The organism is Litchfieldia alkalitelluris, from assembly GCF_002019645.1.
Classification (GTDB): Bacteria; Bacillota; Bacilli; order Bacillales; family Bacillaceae_L; genus Litchfieldia; species Litchfieldia alkalitelluris.
The window spans coordinates 1,503,237-1,521,593 of the sequence record NZ_KV917374.1 but is presented as its reverse complement, the minus strand read 5'-3'; the positions used below and the strand labels follow the sequence as shown (position 1 = coordinate 1,521,593).

General features: G+C 36.3%; 15 protein-coding genes. 1 reads left to right on the top strand and 14 read right to left on the bottom strand.

Annotation, left to right across the window (positions count from 1 at the left end; genetic code table 11):
* Positions 1–210: 210 nt before the first annotated feature.
* The 8 genes from BK579_RS07100 to rhaD all read right to left on the bottom strand — a co-directional run bounded on the left by BK579_RS07100 (position 211) and on the right by rhaD (position 8,462).
* Positions 211–852 carry a hypothetical protein gene (locus BK579_RS07100; protein ID WP_078544530.1) on the bottom strand — a complete coding sequence of 214 codons (642 nt, stop codon included), beginning with the start codon at positions 850–852 and terminating at the stop codon, positions 211–213.
* A 291-nt stretch (positions 853–1,143) separates the two neighbouring features.
* Positions 1,144–1,974 (bottom strand): 5-dehydro-4-deoxy-D-glucuronate isomerase, encoded by an 831-nt coding sequence (kduI, locus tag BK579_RS07095; RefSeq protein WP_078544529.1) that lies wholly within the window; start codon positions 1,972–1,974, stop codon positions 1,144–1,146.
* A gap of 349 nt (positions 1,975–2,323) precedes the next feature.
* Complete coding sequence (kduD, locus tag BK579_RS07090; protein WP_078544528.1) at positions 2,324–3,079, bottom strand: 2-dehydro-3-deoxy-D-gluconate 5-dehydrogenase KduD; 756 nt, start codon at positions 3,077–3,079, stop codon at positions 2,324–2,326.
* 116 nt (positions 3,080–3,195) lie between these two features.
* Positions 3,196–3,960 carry a DeoR/GlpR family DNA-binding transcription regulator gene (locus BK579_RS07085; protein WP_078544527.1) on the bottom strand — a complete coding sequence of 255 codons (765 nt, stop codon included), beginning with the start codon at positions 3,958–3,960 and terminating at the stop codon, positions 3,196–3,198.
* 242 nt (positions 3,961–4,202) lie between these two features.
* Positions 4,203–4,814, bottom strand: a complete 612-nt coding sequence (locus BK579_RS07080) for a YpmS family protein (RefSeq protein ID WP_078544526.1) — start codon at positions 4,812–4,814, stop codon at positions 4,203–4,205.
* A 14-nt stretch (positions 4,815–4,828) separates the two neighbouring features.
* Positions 4,829–5,767, bottom strand: a complete 939-nt coding sequence (locus BK579_RS07075; protein ID WP_078544525.1) for an SGNH/GDSL hydrolase family protein — start codon at positions 5,765–5,767, stop codon at positions 4,829–4,831.
* Between the two features lie 603 nt (positions 5,768–6,370).
* Positions 6,371–7,519: an iron-containing alcohol dehydrogenase gene (locus BK579_RS07070; protein WP_078544524.1), complete on the bottom strand. Its 1,149-nt coding sequence runs from the start codon at positions 7,517–7,519 to the stop codon at positions 6,371–6,373.
* Positions 7,520–7,604: 85 nt separating this feature from the next.
* On the bottom strand, positions 7,605–8,462 hold the full coding sequence (rhaD, locus tag BK579_RS07065) for a rhamnulose-1-phosphate aldolase (protein ID WP_078544523.1): 858 nt from the start codon (positions 8,460–8,462) through the stop codon (positions 7,605–7,607).
* Positions 8,463–8,723: 261 nt separating this feature from the next.
* Here rhaD and BK579_RS07060 point away from each other — a divergent pair, with 261 nt between their 5' ends.
* Entirely contained in the window at positions 8,724–8,942 is a 219-nt protein-coding gene (locus tag BK579_RS07060) for a hypothetical protein (RefSeq protein ID WP_078544522.1), read from the top strand.
* Between the two features lie 1,142 nt (positions 8,943–10,084).
* Here BK579_RS07060 and rhaA read toward each other — a convergent pair.
* The 6 genes from rhaA to BK579_RS07030 form a co-directional block, all read right to left on the bottom strand.
* A complete protein-coding gene (rhaA, locus tag BK579_RS07055) occupies positions 10,085–11,341 on the bottom strand; it encodes an L-rhamnose isomerase (RefSeq protein ID WP_078544521.1) in 1,257 nt (418 codons plus the stop codon).
* An 18-nt stretch (positions 11,342–11,359) separates the two neighbouring features.
* Complete coding sequence (gene rhaB, locus BK579_RS07050) at positions 11,360–12,778, bottom strand: rhamnulokinase (RefSeq protein ID WP_078544520.1); 1,419 nt, start codon at positions 12,776–12,778, stop codon at positions 11,360–11,362.
* Between the two features lie 138 nt (positions 12,779–12,916).
* Entirely contained in the window at positions 12,917–13,885 is a 969-nt protein-coding gene (locus BK579_RS07045) for an AraC family transcriptional regulator (protein WP_078544519.1), read from the bottom strand.
* A 117-nt stretch (positions 13,886–14,002) separates the two neighbouring features.
* Positions 14,003–14,764, bottom strand: coding sequence for a DeoR/GlpR family DNA-binding transcription regulator (locus BK579_RS07040; RefSeq protein ID WP_078544518.1), 762 nt, complete (start codon positions 14,762–14,764; stop codon positions 14,003–14,005).
* A gap of 97 nt (positions 14,765–14,861) precedes the next feature.
* Entirely contained in the window at positions 14,862–16,931 is a 2,070-nt protein-coding gene (locus BK579_RS07035) for a bifunctional aldolase/short-chain dehydrogenase (RefSeq protein WP_078544517.1), read from the bottom strand.
* A 700-nt stretch (positions 16,932–17,631) separates the two neighbouring features.
* Positions 17,632–18,354 (bottom strand): LutC/YkgG family protein, encoded by a 723-nt coding sequence (locus BK579_RS07030; protein WP_078544516.1) that lies wholly within the window; start codon positions 18,352–18,354, stop codon positions 17,632–17,634.
* Between the last annotated feature and the right edge of the window lie 3 nt (positions 18,355–18,357).

Sequence of the window (18,357 nt, the reverse complement as noted above, 5' to 3'; positions counted from 1 at the left end):
ATGAGTTAGGAATCACTTATTAAACGAACAGGTGCTATGTTAAAAGTAAAAAAGCTCGGCAAGTATGTACCGAGCTTTTTACTATTTCAGGTGCTATTAGGGTGGTTGTTAATCATATGCTTTTACCTGTGCATTTTCCAAATCCCATCTTCTACCCCACAAAGGAACCAGTAATAGCCACCGAGTTTTTTATTCAATATTAAAATTTGCTTACTTAAGTGCCACTTCAAAAAACTGTGATATTTTCTCCATGTTTTGCGCATTAGCAGGAATACATAAAACAAATTCTCCCCCAGTAGTTACATCAGAGAATATATTCATGGCAGTGCTATCGATCCCAACTACTTGTCCTTCTTGTTGAGCAGATAAATAGAGATGACTTTCATCAATTGAACTTAACTCAACGCCTTGAATATCTTCCAAATTTAGAAGCTGCCCTTGACTGTTTATTTGTTCAAATAGCGCTTTATCGACAACAAAAATGTCAATTGCTTTTGATGACATTTCAGCGGCCATTTTTTGAAGCCCAACTGATGCTTGCTGATCCATTTGTGTACTAGAATACTGAATATGACGTACAGATACTTCTGAAGAATTTCTATCTTCTTCATTCACTAACTCAACATTCACTGAGTTCTGTAGTGACTGCAATTTCTCAGAATCGACCATTTGTCCCATCACAACAATGTTTAAAACAATGTCTTTCTTTTCAATGATACTTGAAATAGTCGTTACTAGAACGATAAGAATGACGATGCTTGCGATGAAGTGGATTCTATAATATTCCCATAAATACGATATTTTTTCAGTAAAGCTCATTGGTGCTAAAATGTCACTAAGTTTCTTTTTCATGTATTTCAAATCCTCCTAGTTGAAGAAAAGAATGTTATGTTGGATATTCCATCAATACAAATATACCATAATAATTGTTTTCTGGAAGACATCATTCAAAACAGTCTAAAAAAATGAGCCCGATTATATTCAAGCTCCTTTAATATCCCACCCACCATTATCTTTACCTATTAGATAGTAAATCGTTTTATTCTTGAGTATAAATCCCATTGTTCTTTATCTTAAACTCCTCGAGGATAAAAATGCCCCACTCCTCAAACTAGTTATAAGGAGTAGGGCTCGTTTAAGCTATTATTTTAATTCTTCCATTTTCACAGAATCCATATCTGTAAATGTATAGTTTTCGCCAGCCATTGCCCATATGAATGTATAGTTACTTGTTCCTACTCCTGAGTGAATAGACCACGGTGGTGATAGAACCGCTTGTTCATTTTGAACAACAAGATGACGAGTTTCCTTTGGTTCACCCATAAAGTGGAACACTCTTGAATTTTCGTCCATATCGAAATATAAATATACTTCCATTCGACGGTCATGTAGATGTGCTGGCATTGTATTCCACATATTGTTAGGTTCTAATAAAGTCATTCCCATCATGAGTTGGCAGCTTTGAATACCATCTGCATGAATATACTTGTAAATTGTACGCTTATTTGATTCACTGTCAGATCCTAAGTGTGTTGGAGCTGCATCTTCAATCGGTGCCTTTTTTGTTGGATATTGTTTATGTGCAGGTGATGATACAATATAAAACTTGGCTGGATCTGCCGCATTTTTACTTTCAAACAAGACTTCCTTGTTGCCTAATCCAACATATAAACAATCTCTCTTATTTAATGTATAGGCTTGCCCATCAACCAGCACAGTACCTTCTGCACCAATGTTAATGATTCCGACTTCACGTCTTTCTAAGAAATACTCTGTTTTAAGTGTTTCTTGGTCTTCAAGTTTTAGTGCTTGGTTTGTTGGAATGGCTCCACCTGTTACTACACGATCGTAGTGTGAATATACCATGTTAATTTGTCCTTGGATAAATAGCGAATCCATTAAGAAGTCACTTCTTAATCTTTCAGTTTTATATGATTCAAAGTCTAGTGGATTTGTTGTGTGTCTGATTTCCATTACTTATTTCCCCTTTCAAAGTCAAAAATTAGTTTTACAAATTTAAATAACTATTAATTAGGTTAATGTGAAACCTAATGTTTCTAAAGTTCCATTCGCTCCGAGCCACTCCCTTTCCGCGGGCGGCGCGGTGAGCCTCCTCGTCGCTTAAGCTTCTGTGGGGTCTAACCATGCCCCGTATATCCCGCAGGAGTTGAGTGGCTCTCTGCTCATTCCACACTTAGTTTAAAAAATATTATTCATTAAACTAAGTTGTTTTTTGAATAGAAGATTCCCCAGTTAAACTACATGTGATTTCTGCTGTATTAGTCTAAGCTAATCAACAATAACCCGCTAAAATAGCATATAGTTATGAGCTCATCCATCCACCATCGACGCATAGAATATGCCCGTTTACATAACTTGACGCATCAGAAGCTAAGAATATAACTGCTCCTTTGAGGTCTTCTGGGGTTCCCCAACGACCTTGTGGAATTCGAGATGTTATATATTCATTACGTTCTTCGTTTGCACGAAGCTGTGCTGTATTATCTGTGGCCATATATCCAGGAGCAATAGCGTTTACATTTACTCCTTTTCGCCCCCATTCATTTGCAAGTGATTTAGTTAATCCCGCAACTGCATGCTTACTTGCTGTATAAGCAGGTACTCTTAAACCACCTTGAAATGAAAGCATTGATGCTACATTAATAATTTTGCCTGAATTATTTTCAAGCATATGCTTGCCAACTTCTCTACATAACTGGAATACGGAGTGTTGATTAACTTGTATTACATCAAACCAATCCTCATCAGAAAAGTTTTCCGCATCTTCTCGTCGGATAATCCCTGCGTTATTGACTAAAATATCAATTTTCCCTGTTATCGCTAATGCATCTTCTACTAGTTTCTGCGCTGCTTGATTTTGAGATAAATCTGCTTCCAATTGGTGGAATGTACCTCCAATTGCTTCAATTTTATTTTGAGTATCAGACATATCACCAATTCCAGCTCCTATCACAACTGCTCCAGCTTCAGCTAGACCAATTGCCATTCCTTGACCTAAGCCTCGACTAGATCCGGTTAATAATGCCACTTTGCCTTCTAATGAAAAAATTGCTCCCATAGTCAACCCCCTAAGTTCCTTTATGTTCAAAATTGTTCTTTTATGTTCAATATAGTTTGATTATATCACAAATAAAAAAGATGACAACGATTATGTTCTGCTGTCATCTTAGTCTTTTATATTTTTGCAAGAAGTACTTTTAAGTTCATACCGTTCAACTTCAGCTTAACAGCATCATCTAATCTAGTATCCGTTACAATCTCATCAATCTCATTTATGGATGCAAACTGAATCAAAGCTACTTTTTCAAATTTTGTGGAATCTGCTAACAAAGTAATATGATTAGCACTAGCAATAATCTGTTTTTTCCAATCAGCATGAATACTATTAAACACTGTTAAGCCATGTTCAATGGATACACCAGTCGTACCGATATATAAACGATTAACTCTCATTCGTTTTAGCATTTCTGTTGCTTGCGCTCCCATCAATGAAGAAGAGCTATCTATTCTTGTTCCACCCAAGACCATTAACTGAACATTATTTTTGTGAAGTAATATGTTAGCTATTTTTAAATCATTTGTGATTACGGTAATCGGAAAATCTCCTAATAGTTCCGCAAGAGCTATAGTTGTACTCCCTCCATCCATTAGGATGGTGTCATTAGGTTTAATTAATTCTACTGCCGCTCTAGCAATAGCAAGTTTTACATCTCCGTGACCAGATTGACGTTCAGCAATTGGAAGAATTCTGCCTTCATCTTCTACTAATACAGCACCACCATGAATTCTTTTTAAAATTCCTCGATTCTCTAAAAGTTCAAGGTCTCCTCTAACTGTTTTTTCCGTTACTTCCAATAACTTACTTAGCTCTGATACTTTAATAATTTTATGTTTATCTAATTGTTCTAATATTAGTTCATGGCGTTCTACTGCAAGCATGGTATAATCCTCCACTTATTTCATTCAGTAAAAATGGTTATTTATATTGTCTTGTATCATATTGAATTCATTTGCAATGTTCGTTTTTTACCTTTTTTGTTTATTTATTACCTTAATTATATATTTTCTAATTAAAATACGCCACATTTTTCTAACAACCACAACAAAAAACCAACCATGCTAAACTATAGAATTAGAATGGTTGGTTCATTCACACTTATTAAATTACTCTACAAATCTCTTTATAATCCTAATGATTGATTCGGCACCTTAATTCTGAAGTTTATATTATCATTTTTCAAATCAAAGCTTTGAACTTTTACTTTAAAATTACTTTTCACTTCCATTTGCGTTACTGCTATATAAATAAGTTGCTTTTTAGGATCAATTTGTACCCATTCAGGTGTTTTTAGTTCTTTTTTTACATATTCAAGAATTTTCTTTTTCGGCAATTCTAATAGACCCAGAGACATTTCCGTTGCATGTAGAACAAGATCCCCATTTTCTTGTACAGAAGGTTCTAGTGTAATTAAAATAGGAATATCTGTCTGGAATGCTTCAATAGACCCCATTAAGCGAACATTTTCGTCAAAATCAACTGTATATTTGTTATCTTTATCCTTTAGCAGTTTATCTACATACTCATTCACTAGCTCATTTAAATTTTGTTTACTCGAACGTACTGTGAATTCAGCACCTTCTTCATCTTCAATAAATTCTTTTTTAGGTATATCAGTATTCGAAACCGGCCACAGCATAAAGATACCGAATAGTAAAAGCAGAAAGACGTTAGCTCCTGCTAATCCTAGAAATAACTTTTTCCAAGACAGTTTTAATTTTTGTTGTTTCTCCATCTCTATTTCACCTTCTATTCAATATCCTCAATCGGTAATTCATTTTCTACACTGAATTCATTTAGATATTCAAGAACACGTTCAGCAATTCGTTTATAACCATCAGTATTAGGATGAAAATTATCATCAGCCAATAAGTCGATAGCAGAATTAGAAAATAAGTCTTTTGTAGGAATATAGTAAATATTATCAAACTCTTCTGTAACGGCTTTACCTGCATTATTCCAGTTATCTAAGATCAGTTCCAACTGTTCAATATCACCAAAGTAACGCTCAAATGGGTTGTAAAAACCAATTAAATATATTTGTGTGTCTGGATTCAGATCATTAATTTTATTGAAAATAGCTGTTAATCTTTCCAAATATTGAATTCTTTCTTTTTGGAAAGGCTCCATATTAAGGTTTGTGTAATTGCTTCTTACAACCTTCATAATGTCATTTGCACCAATTGTGATCATCACGATATCAGCTTCACTAATAGCTGATGCAATTTCCTCTTGTTCCAACCGTTTTAAAAGTTGATCTGAACGATTTCCCCTTTTACCAAAGTTTTCAATCGTTATATTTACGTGGTTATCTTCAAACGTGTGGTTAAGAATACCTACATAACCACCACTATCTGTTTCATCCCCAACACCCTGAGTAAGTGAATCACCAATGGAGACAATTTTTTTATCCTTAATGAAAAAATCAAGCGCACCTTCTATCACTTCTCTGACTCTTTCTTTAATTGCTTCTGCCACTGGTTTGTCAATCTTAGTTTCTTCAGCTATTTGCTCCTCTTGTTCAACTGCAGTATCAACTGATTGAACAACTATTTGTGCATCACTGATGTTAGATACCACTCTCACACTTTCATTCTTTGTCTTGTTAAGCTCTAGAACAAATACAGAAAGAAGAAAACATACTACAATCAGGCTAATCATGCTGATTAATATTTTCTTTTTCTTCACGCAGCCTACACCTACCATTTAATTAGTATCGTTATTCTATTAAACTAAGGCATATTTTAGAATTCTTAATTTAGTAGTTAAGAAATTATTTTATCATTCATTAGAAGATAAAGTAATAACATTTTTATGGTATTTATTAAGGTAGGTAGACTTCTAGGCTAATAAAATATTAGCAGCCTGGAGAATGAATAGTATTTTCTAACTTAGTGTGGAATGTGTGAAGAGCCGTTTGACTCCTGCGGGATATAGCGGTTACGTGGAGACCCCGCAGGAGACCCGTGGAAAGCAAGTGGATCGCAGCTCATGGAACTCCGCAAACTAAGTTATTTTCAGGGTAGACATCTATGCTAATAAAATTAGCACCATGGCGTATGAAAATTATACTTAGCTTAGTGTCTAGCTCCAGGCGCTATCGGCTCTCAGGTCTAAGTCAATCCATCTAGAGTTAAAGAGCAACCTTCTAGCCGGCTTGTCTTATGCCTGTCGCCGATGAACGAGTGCCTTCCGCATTTCTTTTTTCAGGGTAGACATCCATAAAAAAAACCAACTCTTTAGACCACGAGTGATCTTAAACAGTTGGTTTTATGTGTTAACTTTCTAAGTTCACAAAATCTCTTTAAACATCTCAACCACTTCTTCTTTTGTCGGTTGAAAAGGATTACCCGGTGCACATGCATCTCTTAATGAGTTTTCTGCCAGTTTTTCAAGATCAATTTCTGTTACACCCAGTTGTGAAAGTTTACTTGGAATTCCTACTTCCTTTGATAATGATTTAATTGCTTCAATGACATCTTCAGCACATTGCTCATCTGTTTTTCCAGCTACTTCAAGTCCCGCAGCCTTTGCTATCGCACGAAATTTTTGAGGATCCCGCTTCGCATTTTCTAGTTCAACAATTGGTAAAAGCATCGCATTACAAACTCCATGTGGTAGATCATATACCCCACCAAGCTGATGCGCCATTGCATGAACAAACCCAAGACCTGCATTATTAAAGGCAATACCTGCTAAAAACATTACATACACCATTTGTTCACGAGCTTCGATATCATGACCATCTTTCACAGCACGAGGTAAATAATTAAATACTGTTTCAACTGCAGCTAGAGCTGTCGCATCTGTTACTGGAAATGCTCCAGGCGTAACTATTGCTTCAATCGCATGCGTTAATGCATCCATACCTGTTGCAGCAGTTAAGTCAGCTGGTTTACCGACCATAAGTTCAGGATCATTTACAGAAATTGTGACTAAACTATTTTTATCGACCATTACCATTTTTACTTGGCGTTCTTCATCAGTTATTACATAGTTAATTGTATATTCTGCTGATGTACCAGCTGTCGTATTAATCGCAACAATTGGGACCGATTTGTTTCTTGTTTTACCAACACCTTCAAATTCTCTAACATGACCGCCATTTGTTAAAACTAATCCAATCCCTTTAGCTGCATCCTGTGGCGACCCGCCCCCAACCGACACGATAAAATCACAGTCACTATCTTGATAGTTAGCTACTCCATCATGAACATTTGTTGTTGTTGGATTAGGCTTTACTTCATCAAATACCTGATAGTCAATTCCAACACTTTCAAGGACTGATAGTACCTTATCCACTATTCCACATTTACTAAGAAATTTATCTGTTACTACAAATGCTTTTTTAAAGCCTAAATCTCGAATAAAGGGCCCTACTTCATTTAAACAGCCAATCCCCATTAAGTTCGTACTTGGTACATAAAATACACGTCCCATAAATTCTCATCCCTCCGTCACATATTGTTCACTACTTCACATAGTAGATGTTTTATAAAGAGAGACATTCGTCTCCCTTTCCTTTTTATATAGTAAGTACTCCTTCAATTGGAGTAACACCAAAGGCTTTAGCTAAATCTTCTAACTCTTTATCAGTAATCACTTGTTTAATTCCACCCTGATGTGAGCTAATAATTGTATAGATCTGAGCTGCTTTTTCGGCTGTTTCAATTAATCCAAAGGTTTCATCCATGGTTGTTCCTGCACCAAAGATTCCATGAAATGGCCAAATAACTAACCGGTGATCAGCCATTTTCTCAGCTGTACGCTGTCCAATTTCGTCTGTACCTGGTACCATCCATGGCAAAATTCCAACTCCATCAGGGAAAACAACGATACATTCTGTACACATTTGCCATAATGTTTTTGTAAAACTCTTTTCATTTAAATCATGTGTGAATGTCATGGCTAAAATATTTGTTGCGTGGTTATGCATGATGATACGGTGGTTTTGATCAACCTTAAGACGAGCGATATGGCTCATAAAGTGTGACGGTAATTCACTCGTTGGTTTGCCTCCATCAGCAAAGCCCCAAAGAATATCTATTTTATGACCAGTAGTATCCACGCGAATAATTCCTAAGCAATCTTCAGGATTATCTTTTACATTTTTAAAATACTTTCCTGAACCAGTTACAATAAAATATTTATTAGCAAGCTCTGGAACTGGAAAATCTAGGATGGATGTACGAACTGGATGCTTTACATCTAAATAAGGAGTCACTTCTTCCTCGTTTAATAAATAACTGATGTTTCCACCATTTCTCTCATCCCAACCAAGCCTCCACATATTATACGTTGCCGCAATCATTTCCTTTACAAATGGTGCAGACTTTACAGAATTATTTATGATAAGGATGTTAATTTCACTTTCGTTGATCATTACGATCATCTCCTTTTGTATTAAAAAGCTTATTAATAACTTATATCTTTATATTATGTTGAATTCAACTATAAATCAACACAAACACAGAATTATAATTTGTTTATTTTTGTTTATTTCTTATTTTAGACATATCTAACGATTTTTCGTTTTGTTTAGTTGTTTTTACGTTTGTGATCATAGCTACCAAAATGGTTTTTAAATTTAATAAATGCCTATACTATGGCATAAAGAAAAATTTTCAGATGAAAGGATGATTCTATGGGAAAATTCACTCCAGGCACCAAAGTTAAAACAACAGATTCTTATTACCAAAAATTCGGAAGAAGAGTAATTGGAGAAGTTACTGATACAGATCCATTTAAATCTGATGATTTGACTGTTGTTAGGTGGGATTATCAAGAAGGTAGGATAATAAAAGATCATCAGGGAACAGAAGTGCTAATGATGACCGAGGATTTAGAGGTAGCTTATCAATAATTGCTTTATCACTATTAAGTAACATTTTGGGCAAAGCTAACCTGTCTGAACCTGAGCTCTCTTCGGACAGCTTTCCACTCAACCTGAGCTAACCTGTCTGAACCTGAGCTCTCTTCGGACAGCTTTCCACTCAACCTGAGCAAACCTGTCTGAACCTGAACTCTCTTCGGACAGCTTCCCGCTCAACCTGAGCAAACCTGTCTGAACCTGAACTCTCTTCGGACAGCTTTCTACTTAACCAGAGCAAACCTGTCTGAACCTGAGCTCTCTTCGGACAGCTTTCTACTTAACCAGAGCAAACCTGTCTGAACCTGCGCTCTCTTCGGACAGCTTTCTACTCAACCTGAGCAAACCTGTCTGAACCTGAGCTCTCTTCGGACAGCTTTCTACTTAACCAGAGCAAACCTGTCTGAACCTGCGCTCTCTTCGGACAGCTTTCTACTCAACCTGAGCAAACCTGTCTGAACCTGAACTCTCTTCGGACAGCTTTCTACTTAACCTGAGCAAACCTGTCTGAACCTGAACTCTCTTCGGACAGCTTTCTACTTAACCAGAGCAAACCTGTCTGAACCTGCGCTCTCTTCGGACAGCTTTCTACTTAACCAGAGCAAACCTGTCTGAACCTGCGCTCTCTTCGGACAGCTTTCTACTCAACCTGAGCAAACCTGTCTGAACCTGAGCTCTCTTCGGACAGCTTTCCACTCAACCTGAGCAAACCTGTCTGAACCTGAACTCTCTTCGGACAGCTTTCTACTCAACCTGAGCAAACCTGTCTGAACCTGAGCTCTCTTCGGACAGCTTTCTACTTAACCAGAGCAAACCTGTCTGAACCTGAACTCTCTTCGGACAGCTTTCCACTCAACCTGAGCAAACCTGTCTGAACCTGAGCTCTCTTCGGACAGCTTTCCACTAAAACCAAGCAAACCTGTCTGAACCTGAACTCTCTTCGGACAGCTTTCTACTTAACCAGAGCAAACCTGTCTGAACCTGAACTCTCTTCGGACAGCTTTCTACTTAACCAGAGCAAACCTGTCTGAACCTGAGCTCTCTTCGGACAGCTTTCTACTTAACCAGAACAACAAATCTCTCCATCCATACAATAAACAAAAGCTTGTAGATTATCTCTACAAGCTTTTAAACCATTATGATCTTGTTGATAAAACTTCTTGCTCATAGCTCTTAACTTCCTCAAGCCATGATTCTTTCACAGGAACACCCATTTGCTCACAATAGTAATCCCAAATTGCTCCAAATGGATATGTCTTGAACTCCTCGAATAATGCTAATCTTTCAGTGAAGTTACCATCTTCTTGTAATTGTCTTAAATAATCATTTGGTACAAGCATTGCAGCTAATAAGGACTTGATCATGTTTCTAGTACCAATTGTCCATGCAGCAATACGATTTATGCTTGCATCAAAGAAATCTAAGCCGATCATTACCTTATCAAGCGCATCATTGCGAACGATTTCTAATGCAATTTCTCTAAGCTCATCGTCAAAAATAACAACATGGTCACTGTCCCAACGTACTGGTCTTGATACGTGTAATGCCACTTTGTCGCTGTATAGAAGCATTGATGAAATCTTGTTTGATACAGTTTCAGTTGGATGATAATGACCTGTATCTAGCAAGCATAGTTTGTTATTTTTTAATGCATATCCCATATAAAATTCATGTGAACCCACTACATAGGACTCTGAACCTATACCGAACAGCTTACTTTCAACTGCATCTAAATTGTGTTTTTCATCTATCTCTACTGCAAAAATCTTATCTAAAGAATCTTTTAGTCGTTTTCTAGGAGTTAGGCGATCACTCGGAATATCTTTATATCCATCAGGAATCCAGACATTTGTTAACGTTGTTGAACCAAGCTCTTTTCCGAAGTACTCAGCAATCTTTCGACTTGCAATACAATGCTGAATCCAAAACTCTCTGATTTCTTCATCTGGATGAGAAAGTGTAAGTCCATCAGCTGCTTTTTCATGTGAAAATAGTGTAGGGTTAAAATCTAAACCTAATCCCTGTTGCTTCGCCCAATTTACCCAGTTTTCAAAATGCTTTGGCTCTAGTTGATCTCTTTCTACAACTTCTCCATTAGTTTCAGCATAGATCGCATGAAGATTTACACGGTGCTTACCTGGAATCAAAGATAATGCCTTTTCTAAATCTTGACGTAACTCATCAGGTGTTCTTGCTTTCCCAGGATAGTTACCAGTTACATCAATTCCACCAGACAGTTCACTTTGGTTTACCTCAAAACCACCAACATCATCACCTTGCCAGCAATGAATTGAGATTGGAACTGTTTTTAACTTCGCTAACACTTCATCAACATTGATTCCCCATTTTTCATATTGCTTTTTTGCAAGTTCAAAGTTTTCTTTAACTGTCATTTTGATATTCCTCCAATATTATTTAACATAAGCTTGGTTATGTGTATATTTTTTAACTTCAAATGAATCCTTAATAATCGTTCTAGCTTCATTGATATCTTCTATCTCACCGAGCGCCATTAGCTGAGCCACTAGATTTCCGATTGCTGTTGCTTCAACTGGTCCAGCATATACGTTTTTCTTTGTGACATCTGCGATCAGTTGGTTTAGCATTTCGTTTTGACATCCACCACCAATAACATTGATGTTTGGAAATTCTTTTTCATAGATTTCTTCAATCTCACCAATTGCTTGCTGGTAGCTTAGTGCTAAACTATCAAACACGCATTTAGCGACCTCTCCAGGCGTCTCAGGGATTTGTTGGTTATTTTCGTGACAATATTTTTGAATTTCTTCAACCATATTGTCTGGCTTCAAAAAGCGATCTTCATCCACATTTACAGTTGACGTAAAATCTTGCGCATTTCTGGCTAATTCAACAAGCTCTGCAAATGAATATTCATCATTGTAATTGCGTTTAACTTCTTGGATCATCCAAAGCCCCATAATATTTTTCAAGAAACGATAGCGATAATCGATTCCGCCTTCATTTGTAAAATTGTAATCTAAAGCTTTGGTAATACAGATTGGGAAGTGATTTTCTACACCTATTAATGACCATGTACCAGAGCTAATGTAGATCGTGTCTTCTAGTTCAGGTACAGCAATAACTGCAGATCCTGTATCATGAGTAGCAGGGAGAATCACTTTCATATTAAATCCAAACTCAGCTTCCAACTCCTCTGTTAATTCACCTAATACTGTCTTCGGCATTTTTATATCTTGGAACATTTCTTTATTAATTCCGAGTTTATCTAGAAGGACAGTGTCCCATTTCTTCGTAAATGCATTGACCAATTGTGTTGATGTTGCATTTGTGTATTCGTTAGCTTTTTTACCAGTTAGTAGATAATTAAAATATTCTGGAATCATTAAGAATGATTTTGCTTTTTCTAACACTTCTGGTTGTGAAAGTTTCATAGAATATAATTGATAGATTGTATTAAACTTTTGGAATTGTATTCCTGTTTCTAAATATAAACGCTCTTTAGAGAAGATATTAAATACTTCTTCCATCATCCCATCTGTTCGAGCATCCCGGTATGCAACAGCATCAGTTAATAGTTCATCGTTTTTATCTAGTAGTACAAAATCAACAGCCCAAGTATCTATGCCGATACTATCAGGAGTAATTCCCTTTTCCGTACATTTTTTTATACCTTCTTTTATCTCAGCAAAAAGTGTATCAACTTCCCAACAATAGTGTTGGCCTTTTAGAACGATTTTGTTTTCAAATCGGTGTATCTCTTCAAGATTTAGTTGTCCATTCTCTAAAAACCCTAGAATTAGTCTCCCGCTTGATGCACCTATATCAACTGCTAAACTATATTTTGTCACTACGATCACCTCTTTTTTGAAAGCGTTTGCTACTTTACCATATTACAATCATAATTGATTTTCAAACTCTTTATAATGTCGTGAATTATTTTATTTATTGTCCTTATTTGCACTTAACAATAAAAAAAACATCTATCACTATTGATGCGACAGATGTTCTCTATACTTTTTCGGAGTATGACCATATTTATTTTTAAAAATCCGATAAAAATAACTAATATTATCATACCCAACTTGTTCAGCAACACCTGTTACAGCCATGTCAGTGCTTTCAAGTATTTCCTTTGCTTTTGCTAAACGCTTCTCTTGAAGAAGTTCCTTGAATGTAAACTGTGTTGACTTTTTTATATATTTACTTAATGCGTAATGAGGCTGATGAAGCTTTTCAGCAAGCTCGTATAAAGAAGCTGTCTGAAAATGTTCCTCAATATATTTTAACGATTCTACAAGGAGATAAGGTTGAGCCGAATCTTCTTTGGTATGGGTTATTTTATCGGAATGCTTGATTAAGTTGAGTAAAAGCAAACCCATGTATAACTTGCTAGTAGAGTCTGATAAAAAGGATGGATACATTAATTCAAGTATTATTTTCTTCAATACCTCTTGAATTTCATCTACTTCTGCAACGGCAAAATACAAAAATTGGCCATTTTGAGTATTGTTATAGATGCTATTAATCAAGAACTCACTAATAATATTGTTCGAGGATAGATAGGTGAAGATAAATTCAAAGAATTGCGGCTGAATGATAAAGTTTAAGATAATGTCCTCTTTTGCACATGCAGCAATTTCATGTTCGATATGCTGGTTCAAAAATAATAGCTCTCCTTGTTGAAGAGTAATTGTTTCATTTCCCACTTTTTGAGTAAGCGAGCCATGATAAACGTAATTAATTTCAATATAATTATGCTTATGTTTCGGGAAATCAATAAAACGGGTATGTTTTCGGACCATAATCATTTTTTCTTTAGGTAAAAATTTCTCACTTTCAATAATGAAATTCGATTGACTTGTATAAATATCTCTAATCACTTGATTTTTCGATTGTAAAATAGCCTGTTCTTCATCTGTCATTTCCATTAATTCGTGTAAAAGATTAATAGACATTTATTATTTCCCCCATATTTCAGCTAATCACCTTCATTTTAAACTACGAAGGACAAAAATGACAAACGCGTTAGAGGTCTCAAAATTGATTTTAAGAACTCTAACGCGTTTGTGATGTTATTCAACTAGTGTTAGTTTAATATTCTTTTCTTTAAATTCTTCAACATAATCATGCGAAATATTAGAATCTGTAATTACTTGATCCACTTCGTCTAAGCCAGCTACTTGAACAAAGGTTCTTGTTCCAAACTTTGTAGAATCTACCATTAAAATGGTTTCATCTGAAATTTGCATCATTTGCTTTTTTAACAATGCCTGCCATTCATTTGCATCACTAAGACCTGCATTCAGATGTACACCCTTACAAGAAATAAAAGCTTTATTTACATGATACATTTGAAGAGATCTCTCAGCTAATGGACCTACATATGATAGGGATTCTGGTAAAAGCATTCCACCTGTAGAAATGACCTTGATTTGTTCTTTTTTACTTAACTCTAATGCTACTTTTATTGAGTTGGTGATAACCGATAGTGGCATATCAGGTAATTCCTTCGCCATATACCATGCAGTTGTACTTGCATCAAGGACAATTTGATCACCAGGGAAAATGAGTCGAACCGCTTCAACAGCAATTTTTCTTTTTTCCGTAGCATTGGTAATTTCTCTTTCAAGATAAGGAATTTCAGTTTCTTCCTTTTTTACACTAACTGCCCCACCATGGCTACGCTGCAACAGGTTTTCTTTTTCTAATTTTTCTAAATCTCTTCGAATGGTTTCTTCAGTGACACCAAATATTTGGCTTAACTCGGAAACTCGAACACTTAGCTTTTCATTCACGATTTCTACTATTTTTTGATGACGTTCAGCTACAAGCACCGCCCTCACACCCCTATACTCATCGTTCTCCGAAATAGTGATGAGGTGAGCTATTCACTCACCTCATGTTTGCTAGAAATAATATACCATATGCTTATTATCTAGTAAATGCTGCTGGAACTCCACCATCTACCGTTATCATACAACCTGTTGTGCGATCTGCTTTAGAAGAAGCAAAGAACGCAATAGATTCAGCAATGTCACTTGGATAGATATTAACTAATAACGTTGTACGCTTACGGTAATGCTCTTCTAATTGATCAGGCTCAATTCCGTATGCAGCCGCACGTTCTTCACGCCATCTTGATCCCCAAATCGCAGAACCTTGTAATACTGCATCTGGTAAAACTGAGTTCACACGAATTCCGAATTCTCCACCTTCAGCAGCAATACATCTTGCTAAATGCGTTTCAAGTGCTTTTGCTGAGCTATAGGCAGATGCATTTTTACCAGCATACACGGAGTTCTTAGAACCGATGAACACCATATTTCCGCCGATACCTTGTTGTTTCATTTGAGAGAATGCTTCACGTGCTACTAGGAAGTAACCTGTTCCAAGTACATTCATATTTAAATTCCACTCATCTAATGTCGTTTCATCAAATGGGCTTGAAGTAGCAAGACCTGCATTATTTACAAGAATATCAACCCCACCATAAGTAAGTGCTGTTTCTTCAAACGCAGCTTTCACTTGATCTTCCTTCGTCACATCCATCTTGACAGCTAATGCACGGCCTTCACCATATTGTTCATTGATCTCAGCTGCAACTTTTTGCGCACCTTCAAGATTTAAGTCAGCAACGACAACATGAGCACCTTCTGAAACAAAACGGCGGCAAGTTGCACTACCAATTCCACCAGCACCACCAGTTACGAAAGCAACCTTACGTGAAAACTCAGCTTCAGCTGGAGCAAGAGAAAGCTTGTAAAGCTCAAGTGGCCAGTACTCAATGTTATATGATTCGTTTTCATTTAATGAGACGAACTCACCTAAGGCTGTAGAACCTTTCATTACAGCAATTGCACGGTGATAAAGTGCACCACTTACGTTAGCCATTACTAGGTTTTTACCAGAGTTAATCATTCCTAGTCCTGGGATAAGAATGACTCTTGGTGCTGGTTCAAACATTTTGTCGCCTTCGTTTTTATTACGTTCGAAGTAGTTCTTATATTCTTCTTTGAAACTTTCCACGCCTTCTTTAATGCTTGAAATTAGTGCCTCAACATCTTTAGATTGTGGATCCCAGTCAATGAATAATGGTTTCATTTTTGTATGAACTAAGTGATCTGGGCATGCTGCACCTACTTGTGATAAGTCTTTTGCATTGAAGCTGTTAACAAATTGAAGTACATCATCACCATTATCATATGTTAATAGCATTTTCTTTTCATCGCTTACAGCCCCACGAATAACAGGCATCACTTGAGCAACAAAGCTTCTTGCTTCTTCTTCTGATAATGATTGGTATTTTGCTCCACCGAACGTTTTTGACTCGTCTATTTTACTATTAATATATTGTTCTGCTTCATTAATCACAGAAATTGTCTTTTCATAGCTTTCTTGTGCTGTTTCTCCCCACACAACAAGACCATGCTTTTCCATTAATACAAGTTCTGCATTTGGATTATTCTTTACACCTTCAGCAATCATTTTCGATAATGTAAAACCAGGGCGTACATATGGTACCCATACAAAGCGATTTCCGTAAATTTCTTCAGCAATTTGACGTCCATTATCTGCGCAGCAAAGGCTGATAATCGCATCTGGATGTGTGTGATCAACATGCTTGAATGGTAAAAATGCATGTAATAATGTTTCAATTGATGCACGTGGATGTTTGCTATCGATCATGCAATGAGCCAAGTATGCAACCATCTCTTCATCTGGCATTTCATCACGTTCGATTAATGGTTTAATATCCTCTAGGTTTAGCCCTGTGAAATTATGCGCTTTCATTGTAGCTAAGTCAGATCCACTACCTTTTACCCACATCACTTCTACATTACGACCACGGAAGTCCTTTTCTACTGTTTTCATCGAAGTATTTCCGCCACCCCAGTTACATACGGCGCGATCTGTACCAATTAAGTTTGAACGATATACTAGCTCATCTACCCCTTTAGTTAAGCCAGCTGCTTTTTCTGATTCCCATAAGCTTTTTACCATTTTCCATTCCCCTACCTTTATGTTCTTTTGTTTTTTATTGTAAGTATGTTTGTTTTCTTCTGTTTTTAATTTTACTATATGTTTGTTTATTATGGAATACTTTTTTGAACTTTTTTTGTCTTTTTTTGTTTTTGTTTGAAAATGAATTAGAAAACGGGAGAGAGCAACTGTCTGTACTTGGATAAATCTTTTGAAACAAGTGCTTTAATTAGAATTGGGTGGGTTTTTATCCTTTTGGTGGGCTAAATCGATGATTTTCTACCTGAGCTTGTATTTATCTAGCTTAATAGTGTTGCGAAAGGGAGTGTCAAAAGGATTTTTAATTAATTTTCAATGGATATCAACCATTTCGGTAAACTTATTAGCCACTTTGGTAGATTTATTAGCCATTTTTGGGCTTTTATCAACCACTTTTCATGATTCATCGATTTTTCGTAAATATTCACTTAAAATAGGGTCCCACAATCATATTTATCTAATAAAATATCACTTAACCATTAATCTTCATTGATTTTTACCCGTTTATCTAACACTTCAGTAGATTTATCCATCACTTTTTATCTTTTATCCATCACTTTTGACACTTTATCAACCACTTCTGGCACTTTATCAACCACTTTTGACACTTTATCAACCATTTTCCCTTACCCTCAAAAATAAAAAGCTGCCACAAAACTGTGACAGCCCACAAAAACCCAACTTATTTATCATTCACAATAATGTAAGATGCTTTAATAGGTCCATGCACCCCAACAACTAAATTCAACTCAATATCCGCACTATTACTTGGTCCTGATATAAAGTTCACACATGAAGCTACTAGTTCTCCAGAATTCACTAGGTTACTAATGTGTGACGTCGCTTGAGTCATCCTTGGAACAATCGTACTTTTCGGGATAATCGCAATATACGTTTTTGGCAGTAAACTCACCGATCTCCCTTTGTCTGCACCACTAAACAAGACAACTGTGCCTGATTCAGCCAATGTCATATCACTAAACGTAATGCCGACATCTGCTTTTTCAGCCAAAACAATATTTTCATAGCCACTGGAGGGGTCCCACTTGTGAACTGCCTTCCCTTCTTTGGAAAGCTCTTCGAACAAATATTGTTCAACCTCATAATCAGTAAAGCGGTTATCATTCCATGTAATAACTGAACTTGCCTCATATTGTTCTAAAATTAACCCAATTTGTTCACTCAATCCCGAAGTATTCACCTCATAGACTTGTGTATGAATGACCTCACATTGCTTTTTCAATACATCAACAAGCTCATCTTGAGAGGCATCTTTTAACACATCAAACTGTGGTTGTTTTGTCCAAGTAGGTTTCACTACAGGTTCTGTTCTCCGTTTACGACCAAGTTTACTAGCAACATTGGTTAAGAATTTATCTTTATTATAAATTTGCCCAGTCTCCATGAA

What these genes read in the sequence shown, in the direction of transcription:
- BK579_RS07030 (WP_078544516.1), bottom strand. Translation starts at nt 18,354, where the DNA reads ATGGAGACTGGGCAAATTTATAATAAAGATAAATTCTTAACCAATGTT.
- kduD (WP_078544528.1), bottom strand. Translation starts at nt 3,079, where the DNA reads ATGGGAGCAATTTTTTCATTAGAAGGCAAAGTGGCATTATTAACCGGA.
- BK579_RS07100 (WP_078544530.1), bottom strand. Translation starts at nt 852, where the DNA reads ATGAAAAAGAAACTTAGTGACATTTTAGCACCAATGAGCTTTACTGAA.
- rhaA (WP_078544521.1), bottom strand. Translation starts at nt 11,341, where the DNA reads ATGACAGTTAAAGAAAACTTTGAACTTGCAAAAAAGCAATATGAAAAA.
- BK579_RS07070 (WP_078544524.1), bottom strand. Translation starts at nt 7,519, where the DNA reads ATGGGACGTGTATTTTATGTACCAAGTACGAACTTAATGGGGATTGGC.
- BK579_RS07035 (WP_078544517.1), bottom strand. Translation starts at nt 16,931, where the DNA reads ATGGTAAAAAGCTTATGGGAATCAGAAAAAGCAGCTGGCTTAACTAAA.
- BK579_RS07045 (WP_078544519.1), bottom strand. Translation starts at nt 13,885, where the DNA reads ATGTCTATTAATCTTTTACACGAATTAATGGAAATGACAGATGAAGAA.
- BK579_RS07080 (WP_078544526.1), bottom strand. Translation starts at nt 4,814, where the DNA reads ATGGAGAAACAACAAAAATTAAAACTGTCTTGGAAAAAGTTATTTCTA.
- BK579_RS07060 (WP_078544522.1), top strand. Translation starts at nt 8,724, where the DNA reads ATGGGAAAATTCACTCCAGGCACCAAAGTTAAAACAACAGATTCTTAT.
- BK579_RS07085 (WP_078544527.1), bottom strand. Translation starts at nt 3,960, where the DNA reads ATGCTTGCAGTAGAACGCCATGAACTAATATTAGAACAATTAGATAAA.
- rhaD (WP_078544523.1), bottom strand. Translation starts at nt 8,462, where the DNA reads ATGATCAACGAAAGTGAAATTAACATCCTTATCATAAATAATTCTGTA.
- kduI (WP_078544529.1), bottom strand. Translation starts at nt 1,974, where the DNA reads ATGGAAATCAGACACACAACAAATCCACTAGACTTTGAATCATATAAA.